Genomic DNA, 19,498 nt, shown 5'->3' on the forward strand with positions numbered 1-19,498 from the left:
CGCTCCTACTTTAGGAACACCTCACGCGGCTTGGCGCCGTCGCCAGGGCCCACGACGCCGCGGGCTTCGAGGATGTCGACCATGCGGGCGGCGCGGGTATAGCCGAGGCGCAGCCGGCGCTGCAGCAGGGAAGTGCTGCACTTCTGCTCCTGACGGGCGACCTCGATGCAGCGCATGATCAGTTCCTCGTCGGCCGGGGAGATGTCGTCGTCCTCGCCGCCCTCGTCGCCGCCGTTGTCGATCGAGCGCTGGATGTCTTCCTCGAAGTTCGGCTCGGCCTGCGCGGAACAGTGGTCGACGAGGCGCTCGACCTCCTCGTCGGAAACGAAGGCGCCCTGGGCGCGTTCGAGCTTCGCGGAGCCGGGCGGCAGGTAGAGCATGTCACCCTTGCCGACCAGCTTGTCGGCGCCCTTGGTGTCGAGGATGACCCGGGAGTCGAGTGCGGAGGAGACCTGGAAGGCGATGCGGCTGGGGATGTTCGCCTTGATGATGCCGGTGACCACGTCGGCGCGCGGCGTCTGGGTCGCGATGATCAGGTGGATGCCGGCGGCGCGGGCTTTCTGGGCGATGCGGGCGATGCACATCTCGACGTCGGCCGGCGCGGTCTGCATCAGGTCGGCGAGCTCGTCGATGAGCACGACGATGTACGGATAGCGGTCGGGGATCTTGTCCTCCTCGATCGGCAGCTCGTCTTCCTCCGCCTCGGGGCCGAGTTCGCCGGATTCAAGGGCGGCGGCGATTGACTCGATCGATTCCATGTCGACCTCTTCGTCGGCATTCCACGGCGGGGCCTCCTCGGCTTCCTCCGCCGGAGTCTCGTCTTTCTCGGGGCGGACACGCTTGTTGAAGGAGTCGAAATTCCGCACGCCGGTCTTGGCGAAGACGCGGTAGCGCTTCTCCATTTCGTTCACCACCCACTTCAGCGCGGCGACGACCTTCTTGGGGTCGGTCACGACCGGGACGACGAGGTGCGGCAGCTTGTTGTACATCTGCATCTCGACGACCTTCGGGTCCACCATGATGAAGCGCAGTTCGTCGGGTCCGAACTTGAAGAGGATCGAGGCGATGATCGAGTTGATGCAGACCGACTTGCCCGAACCGGTGGCACCGGCGACTAGCAGGTGGGGCATGGCGGCGAGGTCGCCGATGACGGTCTTGCCGTAGACGTCCTTGCCGAGGGCGAGCGGGATTTTCTTCTTCGCCGAACGGAACTCCGGGTCCTGCAACAGTTCGCGCAGCGGCACGGCGACCTTTTCCGAGTTGGCGATCTCGATGCCGACGGTGTCCTTGCCGGGGATGGGGGCGAGGATGTTGATGCGCTCGGCGCAGGTGGCACGGGCGAGGTCGGCCTCCAGCTGGGAAATGCGCGACACGCGCAGGCCGGTGGACGGGTAGATCTCGTAGCGGGTGATGGTCGGTCCGCGGGTGATGTCGCCGGGGGTGACCTCGATCCCGAAGGCGCGCAGGGTGTCGACGATGTTCTTCTGGACCGCCAGAAGCTCGTCGCGGTTGGCCTCCGGAGCGTCGCCTTCCTCGATGGCGTCGAGCAGATCGAAACCGGGCAGGTCGTAGTCCTCGAAGCCGTCGGTCGAAAGCGAGAGATGATCGGCGGATTTGCGCTCGAAGGGCTTGTCGCCCGGTTTCGGTGCCTCGACCCGGCGCTGGGAGGAGTCGATGATCTGCGGGGCCGGGGTTTCCCGCAGCGGCAGCTCCTGCTGCGGGTCGGCCGGGGCTTCGGCGTTTTTCGCGGTTTCGCGTTCCTTGCGGCGGCGCTCGCGGTCGCGTTCCCGCTCGTCGGCGCGGAGCTCTTCCTTGGCGGCCTTGAGCTGGGACTCCTGGCGCTTTTCGCGGAAGCCGGCGACAAGGTTGGACACCAGCTGGGAGCAACCCTTGATGAAGCCGATCGGCTTCTGGCCGGTGAGGAGGATCAGGGCGATCAGGTAGGTCGAGCCGAGCAGGATCAGCGAGCCGACCTTGCCGACCAGCTTGAGGAAGAGGAACTCACCGAGCAAGTAGCCGAAGACGCCGCCGGGGCCGGTGAACTCGCCGGGAATGCCGCTCAGAGCGTGCATGAAAGCGGCCCCGCTGAGGGTCAGGATGGAGAATCCGATCACCGTGCGCGGCCACAGGCGGGCGTCGAAGACCAGCTTGGCGACCCCGAACCAGATCAGCGCGACCGGCACGATGTAGCCGGCCTTGCCGAAGAGGGACAACTGGATGAAGCCGAGCAAGGCTCCGGTGATGCCAATGAAGTTGTGGCGGTCTTCGCCGGCGGCCCGCGGTTCCGCGAACGCCTCCAGGACGCCCCAGGTCGGGAGATCCTTCGGGGTGTAGGAAATCACCGAGAGGAACGCCAGCAAGCCGGTGCAAATCAAGACGATGCCGACGACCTCGTTCGACCAGCGGGGTGCTTGGGATGCTTCTCCCCGTTTGCGATTGTCACTTTTTGCCATTCCGGATTTCTCCCCGCGGGAGCATCCCCCCCAAGGGCGGCGGGGGCAAGATTGATTTCAGATGCTGAAAATTCCGGAAAACCTTAGTTTTTGCCCTGCCGCAGGTTGACCGAGGCGGGGCTTTTCGTGCCGGCGTGGTTCCGGCAGGGTCCGCGCCGTGGAACCGATTGTATTCGAGCCCTTGTACATGCAGCGGGTCTGGGGCGGCCGCGAGTTGGAGCAATGCTATGGCAGGTGCCTGCCGGACGATGCTCCCTACGGCGAATCCTGGGAGATCGTCGACCGGGCCGGCGAGCAGTCGGTGGTCCGGGACGGGGTTTTTGCCGGCAAGACCCTCCATGAACTCTGGTCTGGCCATCGCGACGAGGTTTTCGGGCCGGGCACGACGGCCGGCGAGCGGTTCCCGATCTTGATCAAGATACTCGACGCCCGGGACGACCTGTCGATCCAGGTTCATCCGCCGGTGCACCTCGCCGAGGCCCTGGGCGGGGAGCCGAAGACGGAAATGTGGTACATCGCCGGGGCCGACGAAGGGGCAAAGCTCCACGTGGGCTTGAAAAGCGGGGTTACCCGGGACGACTTCGAGCGGGCGATCGGCAACGGCTCCGTGGCGGATTGCGTCCACGAAATCGAACCGGCCGCGGGCGATTCGATTTTCATCCCGTCCGGCCGGCTGCACGCCATTGGTGCCGGATTCCTGATCCACGAAATCCAGCAGAACAGCGACACCACTTACCGGGTGTTCGATTGGAACCGGGTCGGGTTGGACGGTCAGCCGCGGGAACTCCACGTCGAGCAATCCCTGGCGAGCATCGACTTCGAGGACTTCGAGCCGTCGATGGACCGGCCGTCCGGGCCGGTGATCGCGGAATGCGACTACTTTCGGGTGGAGAAGCTGGTGGTAGGCGATGGCGGCTTGTTCGGGCTGCGGGAGGCCGGCAAATTCAGCATTTTCTCGGTCGCGGAAGGGCGCGTGCAGAGCTCCGGCGGACGGGTGTTCAAGCAGGGAGACTTTTTCCTGCTGCCTGCGGGCGGGGCGGATCTGATCGCTTGCCGCGACTCCGTGGTGCTGAGGACGACGCTGCCGTAGAAGGTGCGCTCAGGTAAGCTGTCGCGCCGCTTGCAGCGTGTTCTTCATCAGCAGCGCGATGGTCATCGGGCCGACGCCTCCGGGGACCGGGGTGATGGCGGCGCACTTCGGGGCGACCTCGTCGTAGGCAACGTCGCCGACCAGGCGGTAGCCCTTCTTGGTGGTCGGGTCGTCGACGCGGTTGATGCCGACATCGATCACCACCGCACCGTCCTTCACCCAGTCGGCCTTGACCATTTCGGGGCGGCCGACGGCGGCGACGATGATGTCGGCACGGCGGCAGATGGCCGGCAGATCGCGGCTGCGGGAGTGGGCGACGGTGACCGTTGCATCCGAGCCTTTGGCCATGAGCAACAGGGCCATCGGCTTGCCGACGATCATGCTGCGGCCGATGACCACGGCTTCCGCGCCGGCGGTTTTCACGCCGGCGGCGGCGAGGAGGCGCATGCAGCCGGCCGGGGTGCAGGGGACGAACCCGGTATTGTCTTCCAGGGCGAGCTTGGCGACGTTCTCCGGATGAAAGCCGTCGACGTCCTTGCGCGGGTCGATGGCGCGCACCACCGCTTCCTCGTCGATGTGTTTCGGCGGCGGGCTCTGCACCAGGATGCCGTGGATGGCGGGGTCGGCGTTGAGTTCCTCGACCACGGCGATGAGCTCCTCCTGGGTGGTGGTGGCGGGCAGCTCGATCTTGCGTGAATAGATGCCGAGGTCGCCGCAGGTGCGGGCTTTCGAGCCGACATAGACCTTCGAGGCGGGATCTTCGCCGACCAGCACGACGGCCAGGCCGGGGGTGATGCCGCGGGCTTTGAGTTCGGCGGTTTCGGCACGGCATTCCTCGAGCACGGAGGCTGCCACGGCTTTGCCATCAATTACGGAAGTCATCGTGGATTGTCGGGTGGGTCCGCGCCGGCCAGCATCGTCTCCTCGATGCGCCGCCGCCAGGTTTCGAAGTCATCTTCGGAAAGCCCCGCCGGCACCGCAAGCGCCTCGTCGAAAATGACGCGGACCCGGCTGCAAGGCTTGGGAATGGCGAAGCGGTCCCAGGTCTTCAGCTCCCAGCGGTCCGGGATCTCCACGTGGAGGGGGATCAAGGGCGCGCCGCTGGTTTCGGCCAGTTTCACGATTCCGGACTGCAGGACGTGGCGCGGCCCGCGCGGGCCATCCGGGGTGATGCAGGCGTCCAGTCCCTCGCGCAGGGCCTTGCGCATCCCGACCAGCGCGGCCACGCCGCGGCGCGAACTGGAGCCCCGCACCGCGCCGATCCCGAACACGCCGACGGCCCGGGCAAGGGCCGCTCCGTCGTGGCTGGCACTGGTCATGACGACGGCCCGGCGATGGCTCCCGCAGGCCTTCTTCCAGGCGGCGGGCATGGTGAAGATGCGGTTGTGCCAAAGGCAATAGATGACCGGGGTCGCGATCCCCCCGGGCCGGGTGATCCCGCATCGGTCGACGATCTCGAAGCGCAAGGTCGCGCAGTAGGCCCGCATCAGGCGCCCGGCCAGGGTGCCGAGAAAGGAAGCCTTGCCGCTTTCGCGGATTTCACTGCGATCGCCGGCCATTACAGGAATCCACCGGAGTGGAGGGTCTCGACGAGGTATTGCTGTCGGGCCAGCAAGCTTCCGTAGAACTCGTGCTTTTCGGGGTCGGGCTCGCGGCGGGTGGATTCGTCGGCGGTAACGACGTAACCCGCGATCTCGTCGAAGCCGAGAGTCTCGCCGTTGAGCCGGAAGTACACCACCGCCGCCTGCATCGCGGCGCCGAGCAAGGGCCCGCCGGTGCCGGCGACCGCGACCACCGGGACGCCGAAGACATCGGCAAGCAATTGCTGGAAGGCGGGGCCGGCATCGCGGGTGACCCGCACGCCCTGCGGTTCGAAACCGAGGTCGCCGAGGCGGCTGAACGCGTAGCCGAAGCCGAGGGCGAGGCCTTCGGCGGCGGCCCGGGCGAGGTTGCCGGGCGTGAAATTGTCGAGCGTCAGACCGTGCAACACGCCGGAGGCGTCCGGCAGGCGCGGGGTCGATTCGCCGCGCAAATACGGCAGGAATAGTAAGCCGTCGGCTCCGGCCGCGGCGGCTCCGAGCGCGTTTTCGAACTCGGCGCCGGACCAGCCGTAGTGGCGCCGGACCAGTTCGAGGGCCGCCACGGCATTCGACATGCCCAGCCGCGACAGCCAGCGGCCCGAGGCGTCGCAGAGGGTGGTGGCTTCGCCGCGGAAGTCGACGGCGGGACGATCCGAAATGGCGGTCAGCGAGCCGTCGGCGGAAAGGTCGGCGACCACGGCGCCGTCGGCCGCGGCTCCCACCGACAGGGCAGCGAGGGCGGCGGCTCCCGAACCGGGCGCGACGATGACCGACGCCGGGAGACCCCAGGCGGAACACAGGGCGGGCCGCAGCTGGCCGCGGGGCTGCGAGGGCGAGATGCCGGCCGGAAGCATTTCGGGCAGGCGGGAGTCGATGAAATCGAGGAGTTCGCCACACCATTGACGCTGCGGCACGTCGAACAAGCCGGTGGTCGCGGCGGATCCCGCCTCGATGCCGGATTCGCCGGTCAGCCAGTAGCCGATGAAATCCTGCGGGGTCATCAGCCGCGCGGCGCGCTGGAAGTGATACGGCTCGTGCTGTTTGAGCCACAGGCATTGCGCGGCCAGGGATCCGGCCTCGACGGGATTGCCCGCGAGTTCGATCAGTCCCGGGGCACCGCCGAAGGCGCGGGCGATCTCGTCGGCCTGCTTCTGCGCCGAGCGGTCGACACCGAGCTTGGCCGGGCGGATGATGCGGTTGCTTTCGTCGAGCACCACCATGCCGCCGGACGGGGCGGTGATGCCGATGCCGGCGACCCCGCCGCGGGCGTCGCCGAGGTCGGCGAGACATTGCCGCATGGCCTGGTCCACGGCCGATATCCAGGCCGCCGGATCCTGTTCGCGGTGGCCGTCGGGGAGGCCCTCGACCCAGCCATGGGCCGCCGTGGCCTCGGCCGCGACACGGGCGGCTTCGAGATCCAAGGCAACCACGCGGGTCGCCGCATGGCCGATTTCGATTCCGAGAAATTGCATGCGAGGAGACGACAGGGCGGCGCGAGGAGCTTCGTCGGGCTGCGTTAGACTTTCCGCCGTTCCACGGCTTGGCAAGCCCGGGCTTGAATCCTCCGCAGGCTGTCACATCGTCCCGGGGTGAGCGATTTCGAAGAAAAGGTCCGCGAGGCATTGGCCGCACCGAAAAACCAGGGTGAGATCCCGGACGCCGACGCCGTCGGCACCGTGGGTTCGCCCGATTGCGGCGACATGCTGAGGATGTGGCTGAAGTTCACGGAGAAGGACGGCAAGCGGGTGATCGACCGCGCGTCGTTCCAGTCGTTCGGCTGCCAGACCGCCATCGCGGTGGCCTCGATGGCGACCGAGCTGCTGAAGGGCAAGACGGCCGAGGAGGCGCGTGATCTCTCGGCCAACGAGCTGACCGGCGATCTCGGGGCCTTGCCGCCGATGAAGATCCATTGCGGGCAGTTGGTGGAAGGCGCCTTGAAGAACGCTCTCGACCAGACGCCCGCGAAGGCCCCGAAGGCCGCCGGGCCGACCCTGTCGGATGCCATGAAGCCACCGGCGGGGAAGATCCGGATCGTCCCGCTGGACTGAGGGGGCACAGATTCGGGGAGACTTTCCCGCAGGGTGGCGGCATGCTCGGTCGCGTGTCGAAGCGAGTGATCATCATCGGCGTGCTCATGTGCCTGGCGGGATTTGCCTTCGGGTTCCTGCTTGCGGGCAGCCTGCTCGGCGGCGCGGGCGGCCAACTCCCGGGACGCTTGCTCGCCGGGTTCCTGGCGGCGGGTTTCGCGCTGCTGCCGGCCGGGATCGGGATCCTGCTCGGCTACCGCTTCGCGCGGAAGCTGGCAATTCTGCCTATCGGGGCGGGGTATCTGGCGAGCGCGCTGTTGCTTGCCGCGCCGCTGATCCCCGCAATCCAGGTGAGCGGCCCGGTCCAAGGCTATCTGGCCTGTGTGGCGGTTGCCCTGTTCGTGCTGGGCTTGCTGCTGCTACTTCACTGGACGCTCTACACCGCGCCGTTCGAGGATCACCTCTCGTGAGATCCCGCAGGTCCCGGCGACCTTTCTTTCTCGCCGCCGCAGGAATTCACCGCTTTGGTCCGTAGCCATTAGAATTTCCTTACCACATCGTGCTCGAACTCCAGGACGTCTGTTTCACCATTCAAAAGGACGGCGAGGCCGTCAACCTCGTCGACAAGGTCAACATCAAGGTCCCACGCGGGCATTTCATGGCGATCGTCGGTCCCTCGGGCTGCGGCAAGACCACCCTTCTCAAGACCATCGCCGGCCTGAACCCGGAGTCGGGCGGTGCGTTGTTTTGGGAAGGACGGAACCTTTCCGAGGAGGGGGACCTCGATCCTTCGGAGATCGGCTACGTGCCGCAGTTCTCGGTCGCCTACGACCCGCTGACGGTCGATGAGTCGGTGGAAGCCGCGACCCGCCTGCGGGTGAAGGTGCGCGACATGGAAGAACTCGACCGGCGGATCGACCGGGTGCTTGAGGAAGTCGGGCTGACGGCGATCGCGGACCGTCACGTCAAGGTGCTTTCCGGCGGCCAGAAGCGCCGTCTGGGACTGGCGATGGAGCTGGTGTCGGACCCAAAGCTGCTGCTTTGCGACGAGGTGACCAGTGGCCTCGACCCGCGGTCGGAGCGGGAGATCGTCCGCCTCCTCCATGACTTGTCCCGCCACGACGGGCGGATCGTCCTTTCGGTGACCCACTCGCTGGCCCACCTCGAGCTTTACGATTCCATCCTCGTCCTCCACGAGGGCCGGGTGGCCTATCACGGGCCGCCGGAGCAGTTGAACCACTACTTCTCGGTCCACGACACCGAGGAGGTCTACCCGAAGCTCGCGACCCAGACCTCGGAACGGTGGCAGAGCTCGTGGATGAAGCACCGCGAGCCGTACTACACGAAGCTCGACCGCGACCGCACCAAGCTGATCGAAAGCGGCGGCCTGCACCTGCCGCCAAAGCAAGCGGGCGGGGACCCGGACGAGCCGGAGCCGGAAAAAATCCGCACCCCGGGGTTCTTCACCCAGTTCACCACGCTCTTGGCGAGGCGTTGGAAGATCTTCTTCCGCGACCGCGGGCAGGTGTTCCTGCAGCTCGCAATCCTGCTCTGCTTCCCGGTCCTGGTGACCCTGTTCAAGGACAACGCAATGGGACAGATCGCCAACTTGTCGGACACGCGGCAGGGCGGGCTGGAGGAAGTGCAGGAGCTGCAGACGGTCCGGCGCGACCAGGTGACGGTCGGGTCGGCCATCTCCGGGATCATCATGTTCCAGGTGATCCTGCTGTCGCTGATGGCGTCGAACAATTCCGCCCGGGAGATCGCCGGCGAGCGGCCGATTTTCGAGAAGGAGAAGTTCGGCGGCGTGCGGCCGACTGCCTACCTGGCGAGCAAGGTGACCTTCCTGGCCTGCCTGGTGCTGGCCCAGTCGCTGTGGATGGCGGTTTTCGTCAACCTCTTCGCGCCCTTCCGCGGGGCCGGGGGCGGCTTTGAAAGCCACATCATCTTCCTGCTGCTGGTGAACGGGGCGATGACCGCGGTCTGCCTCGGGATCTCCGCGATGATGCGCACGGCCGAGCAGGCCTCGCTGCTGTCGATCTACCTGGTGGGTTTCCAGTTGCCCCTTTCGGGCGCGGTGCTGGCCCTGCCGGCCAGCGTCGAGGTGTTCACCCGGCCGTTCATTTCCGCCTATTGGGCCTGGGCCGGTAGTGTCAGCGCCTTGGAACCGAAGGTGCTGGATGCGGTCAAGTCGGTCATCTCGACCTCGTTGTCGAGCCGCGAAGCATGTATTTACACCTTGGTCTTCCACGTCGGCGTCGGCCTGATGGCAGCCTGGATCGGGACCCGCCGGCACCAATGGGACTAGCGAGAAAAAGGCGTGAACTGGCGGGCATTCCGTGGAAAGTTCCACGCGAAGCGGCCGTTTAGTTATCCGCCAACTTACCCTTTAACAAAACTCACATGGCACGACGCGCCAGCTCAGGAATCAACCCCGGCATCCTCATCGGGATCGCCGTGTTCGTGGCCGCCGCCTTCTTTGGCGGCAAGGCTCTGCTCGGAAACAAGCGGGACTCGATCAGCGGGGCGCAGATCGACATGACCGACATGCTGGAAAATGCCAATCAGCTGCGCGGCAACGAATATGTCATCGAAGGCACGGTCGATGAAAAGCTCCGCTGGACCCCCGATCGCGGCCAGGTGGTGAGCTTGAAGGTCGATTCGCCCGGCGGCAGCGAATACGTCGGGATCGAGATCCCCGCCGAGTTCACCGACCTCAACATCGAACGCGAGCAGAGCTACGCGATCAAAGTGAAGTTCCGCCAGGGGGGCATTCCGGTCGCCACTGAAATCAACCGCCTCTGATCACGCCATGAGAACCTTTTCCCCATCCGGCACGCTTGCCGCCCTGCTGGCCACCGCCGCCGTTTCCCACGCCCAGGTGCTGCACCCGGACGTCCGCGACCGCGCGACCAATCCGCCGGCCCGCAGTGGTGGCAACGACACCACGATCCAGCGCGAACCGGAGAAGAAGCCGGCCGGATCGCCCTATGGCAACGAGCTGCCCTTCTTCGACCCCTCGGCCGAGACCGTTTCATGGAACGGCCACACCTGGGCAGGCACCGACAACCGGCTGGTTGCCGCCCGCTTCGAGCGCTACCTGAACGAGCCCGAGGAGGACAACGAGGCCGCCAAGGAGTACCGCGACACCATCGACGAGATCCTCGAGTTCGTCTCGCCCCACCATGAGGGCGGTCCCGATTTCGCCGGTGGCGTTCGCCTGCTGCCAAAGGCGTCGTCGTTCCCGGCGGACGCCAAGTTGTGCGACTCGCTCTCGCAGGCGATCTACACCGCGGTGTTGGCAAAGAAGGATGTAAATGCCACCCGGGCCCTGAATGCCGCGATGGAGGAGGAAAAGCAGCGCGTCATCCGCAACGCTGACATTCTCGCCAAGGGCACCCGCACCGGTGACCGCCGTTCGTTCGGACCCCAGGGAGGGAACAACAACAATAACAATCAGAACGGCAACAACCAGAACGGGAACAACCGGAACAACAATAACAACAACCAGCAGACCCAGAACCAGGGCAATACGGCGGACGGCACCGGCGTCGACTCGCTGTCCTACCGCGAGAGTGAACGACGGATCGATGAGATCGAGGGGATGAAGAAGGAGAACCTCTCGAAGGGGGAGATCCAGATTTTCCAGGCCAAGGTCCAGTACCAGGCGCTGATGATGCAGTTCTTCGTCCAGCGCCGCTTCGAGCACGTGGTGATGGCCTCCCGGTTCTACAACCAGATTTTCCGCGACGGCGACAGCAAGCTGCACATCGACAAGAAGTCCGACATGTCGAAGTTGTTCAGCGAGAGCCTCGGCACCAGCCCGACAGTGTCGGCCCTTGATTCGCTGGCCAGCGAGGCGATCCGCGACGTCGACCAGGGCGTCGAGGCCTTCAAGTTCCTGGTGGAGAAGAACGAGCTCCAGAGCGCCGCCAAGCGCCTCAGCGAGGCCTACATGGTCGGCGAATACATGCCGTCGATCCGGGTCCTGCCGCGGACCGAGAAGCGCAAGGTCCTCGAGTTCGTCCGCAAGTCGTACAAGCTCATCGCGGCGCTGGACGTGAAGGACTACGGCACCGCCAGGGATCTTGCCACCGAGCTGAAGGGCGAGTCGGGCGACTTCGACGCCACCAAGGCGGAAGCCGCGATCGCCACCTTCACCCGGGTCAGCGACATGCACATCAATGCCGCCAAGCTCGCGGCATCGCAGAACGACAACGAGAAGGCCGCCCAGGAGATCCAGAAGGCGATGGAAGTGTGGCCGCAGAACCCCAAGCTGGCCGAGTTCGACCGACTGGTGGAAGCCGGCGGCACGATGGCGGTGGCGAAGAACGACTTCGACCGCTTGCTGAGCGAGCAGAACTACCGCGAGGTGTTCCGCCGCCAGTACGAGATAGCCCCGGCCATTGCCGGCGATCCGCGCCGCGAGGATGCCTTCAAGCAGATCGTGACCAACCTGACGCGCATCGAGGGTGCGCTGGAGAAGGCGAAGGAGTTCAGCAAGATGGGCCAGGATTACGCGGCCTGGGAGCAACTCGCCGCGTTGCGCAAGGAATTCCCCGACGATCCGAAGCTGGGCGCCGAACTCGAGAGGCTGGCTCCCGATGTCGCCGACTTCACCAAGGCCCTCAACCGGGCGCGCGACTTCGAGGAGCGCAAGGACAAGCAGGTCGGCTCCGCGCTGTCCTGGTACCTGAAGGCCCGCTCGATTTATCCGCGCAGCGACATGGCGGACGCCGGCATCCAGCGGATGCTCGACGAGATCCTGCCCGACCGCGAATCCAAATCGGCCGCGCAGGCGGACGAGTGAGGTCGGGATGCCGGGAATCGCCGTCGGGCGGTTCCCGCGAACCGGCGGGGGCGAGCGGGACCTCCGGGCCTCAACCCGCGATCACAAACTTCGGATCGTAGTAGGAGACCGCTTTGACGGAACCGTCGACGTCGTCGTAGAGGACCACGACGTAGTTTCCGGCCGCGTCGGGACGGAACAAGGTCAGCGGCGTCTCGGCGTTGCGGAGGAAGATGCCGATGTCGCCGGCTTGCTTGCCGAGGTCGATGGTGGTGGTGCGCAGGCGCTTGACGCTGCTGGCTTCCTTCTCTTCGACACCCTCGCGCGCCAGGGCGAAGAGCGTTTCGGGATCGCGGTTGACGCTGATCACGGTCAGCCGGTAGCCGCTCTCGGCATCACGCTGCTTGAGGCGGAGGATCTTGATCTCCCATTTCTCCGGCTCGTCATCCTTCGCGGGCACCTTTTCGGCGAAGGCGATGAGGCTAACGGTTTCCCCCACGCCCACGGTGACGGAGGTGGTGCCAGTCTCGGCCCCGTCGCGCTTCACGGTAACCTTCTTCGAGCCGGCGAGCAGGCCGATCCCCCCGGTGCGCTGGCCCAGCTTGTAGCCCTTCGGGTATTGGTCCTCGCCGTCGATCTCGAGATGCGCGTTGCCGGTGCCGGGGGCCACCGCATTGATCAGGCGGATGAAGCCGACCTTCGGCGGGGCTTCCTGGGCGGCCAACGGCAGCGCGGCGAGGAAGAGGGCGGGCAGCAGGGCCCACCACGCGCGCATGGTGGCGGGGCGTCGGTTAGAAGTCGTTCTCATGGATCACTCGGGGTCGGTAAGTGCTCGGGTTGATGGTGCCGTCGTCGTTGCGCTCGCCGGGGTCGGCGAAAACGGTGAAGGCCTTCTTGCTTTCGGAAAGGATCTCGGGGTCCGCATTCGATCCGCGCGGTGGCGGAGCGAGGGCCTGGCCGATCACCCAGACGCGGAAGTTGCGGGAGCGGAGCGTGGAAGCCTCATAGACCCGCCCGAAGACTTCCTCGGCGGCGGAGTCGGTCCAGTGGATCTTGTTGCCCTGAGAATACATGTCGCGGTTGCCGAACACCGGCTCGTCGTTCTTGTCGCGGGCGGAGGCGATGTCGGCGGCACAGGCGAAGGGGCGCGAGCGCAGGATGGCCTCGGCGACGTGATCGGCGAACTTGCTGTCGGTCGGGGCTCCGAGTTCGAGGGGCTGGGTCGGGGCGGCCATCAGCGAGGTCGTCTGGTGGCTCTTCGACGGGGCGAAGCACAGCAGCGGGTCCTGCTTCAGGGTGCCGGCCGCGAGCGCCCGGATGGCATCGGCGCTGGCGGTGTTGAGGTTCACGTTGCCGGCGATCTCCACCAGGTTGCCCTCGCGTTCGGCGGCGTCCAGGGAGGTCGACTCGCCGGCATGGAAGAGGTCGAGGAGATGGGCGGCGTGCCAGCCGGGAACTTCGAAGCGCGGATGCTCCGCCCGGCCGATGCGCAGGGTGTTGCCGCCGCCGTAGCTCTGGCTGGCAACCGAGAAGGTGTTCACGCCGGGCCAGGAGGTCTGGCTCGTGGGCATGGTGCCGCCGCGGATCGAACTGGTGTCGAAGATCTTGTCGTAGGCGGGCTGCCACATGATCGGGTCGTAGACCTTGCCCAACTCCATCGCGCTGTAGAAGCGTCCAAGGTTCGACAAACGCATCGGCGCCTGCTCCGCGACGGGGGTCGGCCGGCCGGAAAGGAAGCTCGGGTCGACGGGGTCGATGCGCTGGTCGTCGGCGCTCAGCGACGGGCGCGTGCCGTAGGGACTGTCGTGGCCGATGTCGGGCCACTCGGACGGCAGCACGCGGCCGTAGACCTTGGGTTTGGCGGCGAGGTCGGAGCGATAGACGTTTTCCCAGCGGATGTTGCGGCGGTGCGGGCTGTAGTTGTTGGGGTAGGCGTTCGCGGCCTGAGGCGTGCCGAGGTAGAAGGCCATCCGCGGGTCACCCATGTTGTTCTGGAAGGGGCCGGAGTTCCCGCCCGCGGTCGAGTGGCTGTGGGCCGGGATGGTGGCCCGGACGAACTGCCGGGATTTGCTCTTGGTGTCGTCGGGATAGTAGATGGTTCCGCCCGCCTTCCAGGTCTGGCTGCGCGATTGATCCACGATCTGCTTGTTCCAGCGGAAGTGGTAGCCGGAGTGCTGGTCCTGCTGGTTGCTGTAGATCTGGATCGGGCTCTGGACGAAACCCGAGGCCGGGCCGACGTCGATCTTCAACTGGATCCGCGACGGGTAAACCTGGTACTCGTCCGGCTTCAGGGTCACCTGGAACGGCTGGTGCCAGAGGTAGCCGTCTTCCTTGGTGGCCACCGGCGTGGCGACTTCGGGGTCTTCCGCCTGTTCTTCGAAGACGATTCCCGGATTGGCGCCGGAGACGAAGTCGAACTTGGTCTCGAACGAGACCTGCCCTTCGCCTTCGACCGGCTGGTTGGTCATGTTCCAGAGCTCGACGAAGGTGCTGACGGTGATCACCACGAACAGGCGCCCGTCTTCGCGGAGCACGCTGTCCCAGTGGAAGCTCATCAGGAACTCGCTGACCAACGGGTAGCCGTCGACCCCGCGGTAGTTGTCGTCGGAGAGCGTCGGGTCGTTGTCGGTGTCGGCGTAGTCGAAAGCGTTCGCCGCGAGGGTGCGCAGGTAGTCGTCCGGGAACCCGCCCTTGCGCTGTTCGAAATCGGGCAGGGCATTGCCGACCCAGTTGGCGAACTCATCGACCGCGGTGGCCCTCGGCTTCTCGAGCAGGGCGTTGAGGTTGAGCTTCGGCTGGCCGGCATACTCTTCCGAAATCCCGGCGGCGTAGGGGACGGTCGGCTGCTCCTCGTAGTGACGGATCACCGGGCTGGCGCTCTTCTCTAGGGCCGCGGCCACGGGATCCTCCAGCAGGCCGTACTCGTCGCGGACCAGCGGTGCTTCATGGCCGGTGGCCGCGACGATGGATTCCGGCGACACCATGGCCGGCCGGCCGTTGACGATCTTCTGCACCAGCTTGCCGTCGCCGTCGCGGGGAGCCATCGGATCCAGCACGTGGATCGCGACCTGGTCGAGTTTCAGCTCGTCGTCGGCGGGCGGCTCGGGGTTGATGCCGCTGGCGGGGAAGGGGTACTCGTTGCGGGCGTTGCCACCGTCGGGGCCTTCGTTGTTGCCCGCGGTCGTGGCATCGATCTTTCCCTGGAGGTCTTCGACCCAGTAGGCGTAGCGGGCGACGACGTCGCCGTTTTCATCCTCCACCGGGACCCACTCGGCCTGCGGGGAATCCAGCCACGGCGGGCCGGCGATGGTCGCGAACTTGCCATCGCTGTCATCGTCTTCCTCGCTGCCGATCGCGATCTCCGGGGCTTCCAGGGTCCCGCTGGTGGCGGGCAGCTCGTTGCTGCTGAACAGCGGGATGTATCGGTAGCTGACGTCGTCCTCGCCGCCGGAACCGCGGGCGATGAACAGGCTGGCGGGAAGCTCGTGGCCTTCCGTCGGCTCCACCTCGGGAGTGCCGCCGATGATGAGGTAGTCGTCATTGGCGGTTTCGGTGCGCAGTGATGCCCGGAAATCCTCGAGGCCGGCCCGGGCGGCCAGCTCGGCGCGCTTGGCGTCGGCGAAGGAGCGCGCGGTCTTGCGCTCGATGCTGATCACCGCCATCAGGCCGACGGCGAGAATCAGCAGCGCGGCGGCGACGACCATGATCGCCGGCAAGGTGAAGCCGGCGGCCTGGGTCCGGGATGGGGGGCGGTCACGCATTGTTGCCGAATCGTTGGATCACCTCGTAGACCTCGAGGTCGCGGTTGTTGGCGGCTTCGGTCGGATTGCCGCGCAGCGGGCTGGAGTCCCACTCCTTGGTCGACGTGAGTTTCCCCAGCAGCTCGCGGCGGGCGATGACCAGCCGGACGCGCACCGCGTCGGGCTGCGGCTCGGCGCCGCCGGGCTTCCAGTCTTCGTACTTCCCGGTGGCCTCGGCGAGAACGAGCGGCGTGGCTTCGAACGAAAGCACGCCGAAGGCGACCGGTTCATCGACATCCTGCTCGTCGAACAGCGACCCGACGGAGCCGGTGAGCAATTCCGGGAACACTTCACCGCTTTCGTGGAAGCCGCGCATCAGGCAGCGCACGACGGAGTTCCCGACCTCGATGTCCTTCACGTAGTAGTGCAGCGCACAGAGGTCACCGGTCCGGCCGCCTTTCGACTGGGCGTCGTCCGGCTGCAGGGAAAGGAAGCCGACCCGGTCCTGCTTCCAGCCCTCGCCTTGCGGCTCGAAGACGGTGTCGTCGTGCCATTCCGCCTTGGAAAAATCTTCGCCCAGCTGGGTCAACACGGCGCGGGCCTCGCGCTCCGCGGCGACGCTGCCGGATCCGCGGTCATAGGTCTGGCCGGCTCCGCCGAGCAGGGTCGCGGCGACCAGCAGCAGCACCGAGCCGATGGCCATGGTGACCATCACTTCCAACAGCGTGAAGCCGCGGGGATTTCGGCGTGGCCCGGTCATGGCAGTTTGGTGACGAACTCCAGGTGCTTGCGTTTGTGGACGGGGGCGGTTGCCGGGGCCTCGACGGTGACGGTGACCTTGAGCATGTCGGGGAACCCGCTGCGGGAGGTGTCGAGGTCGCCTTCGACCGTCGCGAGAAAGGCGATGTCGTCGCTGCCCAGCCGGTCGATCCCCGTTTCGTAACCGCCCGGGGGAACGGCACCGGCCAGGGTGCCGTCGCGGCGGAAGGCGAGGCTGAGCGGGTCGCCGGTCCCGAACGCTTCGCCCGGGTTCAGCTTGGGGAGATGGGCGGACTCGCTGTCGCGGGCGATGCGGATCTCCGCCAGGCAGGCTTCGACGATGACCGGGGCGCGGGTTTCCGCTTTGGCCGCGGTGCCGGTTTCACCGGCCTTGAGCATGGCTGCCAGGGCCAGCGGTGCGACCACTGCGAGCACCCCGATGGACACCATCGTCTCCACCAGGGAAATGCCGCGGTTCCCGCCGCCTCGTTGGATGCCGGCTTTCATCAGTCAAGTCGCCAGGGGCGGGCAACCACCCGGCCGATGCGCATGGAATTGTGGCCGCCGCCGGAGACCTCGCGGGGTTGGCCGTCGCGGTAGTTGCCGGTGCCGATCTTGACCGCGACCGGATCCGACCCGGTCGGCCACACCAGGCCGCCGCGCGGTGAAAAGACCAGCGGATGAACCTGGGCGTGATTCTTGCCGTCCTTCCACGTGAGCTGAACCGCGTCCTCGTCCATCACGTTGCGCAGTCCCTCGATTTTGCCGTCGAGGAGGATGACATTCTGGGGCATCGAATTCCACCGCTGGACTTGCCGGCCGGTGAGATTGCCTTCGCCGTCAGGCAAGTCATCGACCTCGAAAAGGCCGAAGCGGCAAATCTGGTCGGAACTGCCGGCCACCGGCGGGGCGACCGCCAGCACGACATTCTTGCGGCGGGTGATCGCGCTGGTCCGGGCTTGCTCGACCGCCGCGGCAAACTCGTCGGTCGCGGTGCGCCGGGCGGTGACCGCGGAGCGCCCGAACACGGAGAAGCCGATCGTCAGCAGGATGCCGGCGATCACCATCACCATCATCAATTCGATGAGGCTGAAGCCGGCAGGCTGGCGATGGGGGGCGGGCGAATTCACGGCACGAAGACGGAAGGGCAAATGAGACACTGACGGGACGCCACCACGAAGTAAACACGCAAGGCGTCGGTTGCCTGGCGTCGCCTCACAAATCCGGGATTGCGACGATCCCGTCAAATACAGGTCCTTTCCCCCGGGTTCATGTGACGCGTACGTTGCAGGAATCATGCCGCCGGAGATCTTTCTGATTGATGCCATCGGGCCCTTCTTCCGTGGCTACGAGCGGCGGCGCATCAATTGGTCGAAGATCCCGTTCACCCACCTTGAGACCGCGGGTGAGGCGCGCGAATTGCAATGGGCCGGCATCCGCGAGGACATGCGTAGATTCACCCGTGAAGCCGCGGCCGCGGGCTTCAATGCGGTGACCTTGGATGACCTTGCCCATCTCGCCGTTCATGCGCTGCACGAGGAGGATGTCGCCGCCCGGGTCGCGGTTTACCGCGAAGAATTCGCGGAGCTCTTCGGGATCATCGCCGAAGCCGGTCTGGACATCTACCTGACCTCCGACGTCCTGCCGGTCACGCCGGCGGTGGAGGCCGCGACCGGCGGCGATCGTGGCAAGCTGGAAGCCTTCTACCGCGAATTGGTCGACGGGTTTCTCCGCGACTTCCCGCAGGTGCGCGGGCTCGTCCTGAGGATCGGCGAAAGTGACGGGGTGGACGTCAAGGACCCCATCCGGACCCGCCTCCACGTCCGCAGCGCCAAGGAAACCAACCGGCTGCTGGCGAACCTGCTGCCGATCTTCGAGAACCACGGCCGCACCCTGATCCTGCGGACCTGGACCGTCGGCGCGCACAGGGTCGGCGACCTGATCTGGCATCGCCGGACCCTGGCGGAAGCGCTGAAGGGGATCGCCTCGCCGAGCTTCATCCTTTCGATGAAATACGGGGAGAGCGACTTCTTCCGCTACCTGCCGCTGAACCGGGCTTTCTTCCGCACGCCTCACCGCAAGATCGTCGAGCTCCAGGCGCGGCGGGAGTACGAAGGGGCGGGGGAGTACCCCAGTTTCATCGGCTGGGATTGCGAACAGTATGCCCGCGAACTCAAGGGCGACGCCAACCTGGCCGGCATCTCGGTGTGGTGCCAGACCGGCGGATGGCACCGTTTCCGCCGCCTCGCCTTCCTCGAGCAGGATCAAAGCGACATCTGGTTGCGCCTCAACGCCGTCGTCGCGCTGCGGATCTTCCGCTACCAGGAGCCGGTGGAGGACGCCGTCGAGGCCGTCGTCGGCGAGGAGCGGGCCGCGGCCGTGCTCGAGCTGCTGCGCCATGCCGAGACGGTGGTGAAAGAGCTCCACTACATCGGGGGATTCGCCTCCCAGAAGCTGTTCTTCCGTCGCGTCCGCATCCCTCCCTTGCTCCATGTCTACTGGGACTGCCTGTTCATCAACCACGCCGTGCGCAAGGTGCTGCGCCACTTCGTGGCCGACCCGGAGCGCGCGCTGCGCGAGGGCGAGGCCGCCTACGCCCTGTTCCCGCGGATGATCGAGCTGGCCCGCTCGGCGGACCTGCCGGTGGCGGACATCGAGCACTGGCGCGATTTCTGCCACCTGGTCCGGCTCGCCCGCCGTTACTACTTCCTGCCCTTCGACCCCGACCTGGTCGAACGCATCCGCACCTCGAAGAAGGCCTACAAGAAGGCCTGGCCGGCGGCGACGCGGCAGCGCTACCGGATCAAGGTGTCGTTCGAGCCCTTCAAGGTGAAGCGCCAGACGCTCGGCTGGATCTCGAGCTTGTTCCTGCGCCGCCAGCGCGGCTACCGGGTGATCGACCACATCCTCACCCTGAACTTGCTCGGACTGGTCTTCCGCCTCTTCAGGCCGGGCAAGAGCAAGGCGGTGCCGAAATTCCTGCGCAAGTCGGCGATGGGCGTGGAGGCCTTGTTCCGGTGAATGTTGGTGCTGGCCAGTACCATGATGAACCCTCAACTT

At 66.2% G+C, this 19,498-nt stretch carries 16 protein-coding genes; 7 read left to right on the forward strand and 9 right to left on the reverse strand.

Annotated elements, in window-relative coordinates; genetic code table 11:
• Window positions 1-5 precede the first annotated feature (5 nt).
• On the reverse strand, window positions 6-2,453 hold the full coding sequence (locus IG178_RS00200; RefSeq protein WP_193210465.1) for a DNA translocase FtsK: 2,448 nt from the start codon (window positions 2,451-2,453) through the stop codon (window positions 6-8).
• Between the two features lie 157 nt (window positions 2,454-2,610).
• Between IG178_RS00200 and IG178_RS00205 the strand changes: the two genes are divergently transcribed.
• Window positions 2,611-3,543 (forward strand): type I phosphomannose isomerase catalytic subunit, encoded by a 933-nt coding sequence (locus IG178_RS00205; protein ID WP_343225898.1) that lies wholly within the window; start codon window positions 2,611-2,613, stop codon window positions 3,541-3,543.
• A gap of 9 nt (window positions 3,544-3,552) precedes the next feature.
• On the opposite strand, the gene folD is transcribed toward IG178_RS00205, so the two are convergent.
• The 3 genes from folD to IG178_RS00220 are packed head-to-tail and all read right to left on the reverse strand — an operon-like array spanning window position 3,553 to window position 6,595.
• Window positions 3,553-4,425, reverse strand: a complete 873-nt coding sequence (gene folD, locus IG178_RS00210) for a bifunctional methylenetetrahydrofolate dehydrogenase/methenyltetrahydrofolate cyclohydrolase FolD (RefSeq protein WP_193210466.1) — start codon at window positions 4,423-4,425, stop codon at window positions 3,553-3,555.
• Window positions 4,422-5,102, reverse strand: coding sequence for a lysophospholipid acyltransferase family protein (locus IG178_RS00215; protein WP_193210467.1), 681 nt, complete (start codon window positions 5,100-5,102; stop codon window positions 4,422-4,424). The genes folD and IG178_RS00215 overlap by 4 nt, the downstream gene beginning before the upstream one ends.
• On the reverse strand, window positions 5,102-6,595 hold the full coding sequence (locus IG178_RS00220; protein WP_193210468.1) for an FGGY family carbohydrate kinase: 1,494 nt from the start codon (window positions 6,593-6,595) through the stop codon (window positions 5,102-5,104). The genes IG178_RS00215 and IG178_RS00220 overlap by 1 nt, the downstream gene beginning before the upstream one ends.
• Window positions 6,596-6,712: 117 nt before the next feature.
• On the opposite strand from IG178_RS00220, the gene IG178_RS00225 reads away from it, so the two are divergent.
• The 5 genes from IG178_RS00225 to IG178_RS00245 all read left to right on the forward strand — a co-directional run bounded on the left by IG178_RS00225 (window position 6,713) and on the right by IG178_RS00245 (window position 11,960).
• The gene (locus tag IG178_RS00225; protein ID WP_193210469.1) at window positions 6,713-7,171 is read left to right on the forward strand and encodes an iron-sulfur cluster assembly scaffold protein; all 459 of its coding nucleotides are present in this window, start codon (window positions 6,713-6,715) and stop codon (window positions 7,169-7,171) included.
• Window positions 7,172-7,224: 53 nt separating this feature from the next.
• Window positions 7,225-7,620, forward strand: coding sequence for a hypothetical protein (locus tag IG178_RS00230; RefSeq protein ID WP_193210470.1), 396 nt, complete (start codon window positions 7,225-7,227; stop codon window positions 7,618-7,620).
• 89 nt (window positions 7,621-7,709) lie between these two features.
• Window positions 7,710-9,458: an ATP-binding cassette domain-containing protein gene (locus IG178_RS26065; protein WP_193210471.1), complete on the forward strand. Its 1,749-nt coding sequence runs from the start codon at window positions 7,710-7,712 to the stop codon at window positions 9,456-9,458.
• Window positions 9,459-9,553: 95 nt separating this feature from the next.
• A complete protein-coding gene (locus IG178_RS00240; protein ID WP_193210472.1) occupies window positions 9,554-9,955 on the forward strand; it encodes a hypothetical protein in 402 nt (133 codons plus the stop codon).
• Window positions 9,956-9,962: 7 nt separating this feature from the next.
• Window positions 9,963-11,960, forward strand: a complete 1,998-nt coding sequence (locus IG178_RS00245) for a hypothetical protein (RefSeq protein ID WP_193210473.1) — start codon at window positions 9,963-9,965, stop codon at window positions 11,958-11,960.
• A 70-nt stretch (window positions 11,961-12,030) separates the two neighbouring features.
• Here the strand turns inward: IG178_RS00245 and IG178_RS00250 are convergent, their stop codons facing one another.
• The 5 genes from IG178_RS00250 to IG178_RS00270 are packed head-to-tail and all read right to left on the reverse strand — an operon-like array spanning window position 12,031 to window position 17,568.
• Window positions 12,031-12,747 carry a hypothetical protein gene (locus tag IG178_RS00250; RefSeq protein WP_193210474.1) on the reverse strand — a complete coding sequence of 239 codons (717 nt, stop codon included), beginning with the start codon at window positions 12,745-12,747 and terminating at the stop codon, window positions 12,031-12,033.
• Window positions 12,731-15,700 carry a type IV pilus modification PilV family protein gene (locus tag IG178_RS00255; protein WP_193210475.1) on the reverse strand — a complete coding sequence of 990 codons (2,970 nt, stop codon included), beginning with the start codon at window positions 15,698-15,700 and terminating at the stop codon, window positions 12,731-12,733. Before IG178_RS00255 ends, IG178_RS00250 begins: the two co-directional genes overlap by 17 nt.
• On the reverse strand, window positions 15,693-16,439 hold the full coding sequence (locus IG178_RS00260) for a PulJ/GspJ family protein (RefSeq protein ID WP_193210476.1): 747 nt from the start codon (window positions 16,437-16,439) through the stop codon (window positions 15,693-15,695). Before IG178_RS00260 ends, IG178_RS00255 begins: the two co-directional genes overlap by 8 nt.
• Complete coding sequence (locus IG178_RS00265; protein ID WP_193210477.1) at window positions 16,436-16,945, reverse strand: hypothetical protein; 510 nt, start codon at window positions 16,943-16,945, stop codon at window positions 16,436-16,438. Before IG178_RS00265 ends, IG178_RS00260 begins: the two co-directional genes overlap by 4 nt.
• Window positions 16,945-17,568, reverse strand: coding sequence for a GspH/FimT family pseudopilin (locus IG178_RS00270; RefSeq protein WP_193210478.1), 624 nt, complete (start codon window positions 17,566-17,568; stop codon window positions 16,945-16,947). The genes IG178_RS00265 and IG178_RS00270 overlap by 1 nt, the downstream gene beginning before the upstream one ends.
• A 166-nt stretch (window positions 17,569-17,734) precedes the next feature.
• Here IG178_RS00270 and IG178_RS00275 point away from each other — a divergent pair, with 166 nt between their 5' ends.
• Window positions 17,735-19,459 carry a hypothetical protein gene (locus IG178_RS00275; protein ID WP_193210479.1) on the forward strand — a complete coding sequence of 575 codons (1,725 nt, stop codon included), beginning with the start codon at window positions 17,735-17,737 and terminating at the stop codon, window positions 19,457-19,459.
• The last annotated feature ends 39 nt before the right edge of the window (window positions 19,460-19,498 follow it).

The organism is Neoluteolibacter marinus (assembly GCF_014904755.1).
GTDB classification, from domain to species: domain Bacteria; phylum Verrucomicrobiota; class Verrucomicrobiia; order Verrucomicrobiales; family Akkermansiaceae; genus Haloferula; species Haloferula marina.

Bases quoted from the DNA above. Each gene is read 5' to 3' on its own strand.
- IG178_RS00250 (WP_193210474.1), bottom strand. From the start codon at position 12,747: ATGAGAACGACTTCTAACCGACGCCCCGCCACCATGCGCGCGTGGTGG.
- IG178_RS00245 (WP_193210473.1), top strand. From the start codon at position 9,963: ATGAGAACCTTTTCCCCATCCGGCACGCTTGCCGCCCTGCTGGCCACC.
- folD (WP_193210466.1), bottom strand. From the start codon at position 4,425: ATGACTTCCGTAATTGATGGCAAAGCCGTGGCAGCCTCCGTGCTCGAG.
- IG178_RS00220 (WP_193210468.1), bottom strand. From the start codon at position 6,595: ATGCAATTTCTCGGAATCGAAATCGGCCATGCGGCGACCCGCGTGGTT.
- IG178_RS00275 (WP_193210479.1), top strand. From the start codon at position 17,735: ATGCCGCCGGAGATCTTTCTGATTGATGCCATCGGGCCCTTCTTCCGT.
- IG178_RS00255 (WP_193210475.1), bottom strand. From the start codon at position 15,700: ATGCGTGACCGCCCCCCATCCCGGACCCAGGCCGCCGGCTTCACCTTG.
- IG178_RS00200 (WP_193210465.1), bottom strand. From the start codon at position 2,453: ATGGCAAAAAGTGACAATCGCAAACGGGGAGAAGCATCCCAAGCACCC.
- IG178_RS00240 (WP_193210472.1), top strand. From the start codon at position 9,554: ATGGCACGACGCGCCAGCTCAGGAATCAACCCCGGCATCCTCATCGGG.
- IG178_RS00215 (WP_193210467.1), bottom strand. From the start codon at position 5,102: ATGGCCGGCGATCGCAGTGAAATCCGCGAAAGCGGCAAGGCTTCCTTT.
- IG178_RS00265 (WP_193210477.1), bottom strand. From the start codon at position 16,945: ATGAAAGCCGGCATCCAACGAGGCGGCGGGAACCGCGGCATTTCCCTG.
- IG178_RS00260 (WP_193210476.1), bottom strand. From the start codon at position 16,439: ATGACCGGGCCACGCCGAAATCCCCGCGGCTTCACGCTGTTGGAAGTG.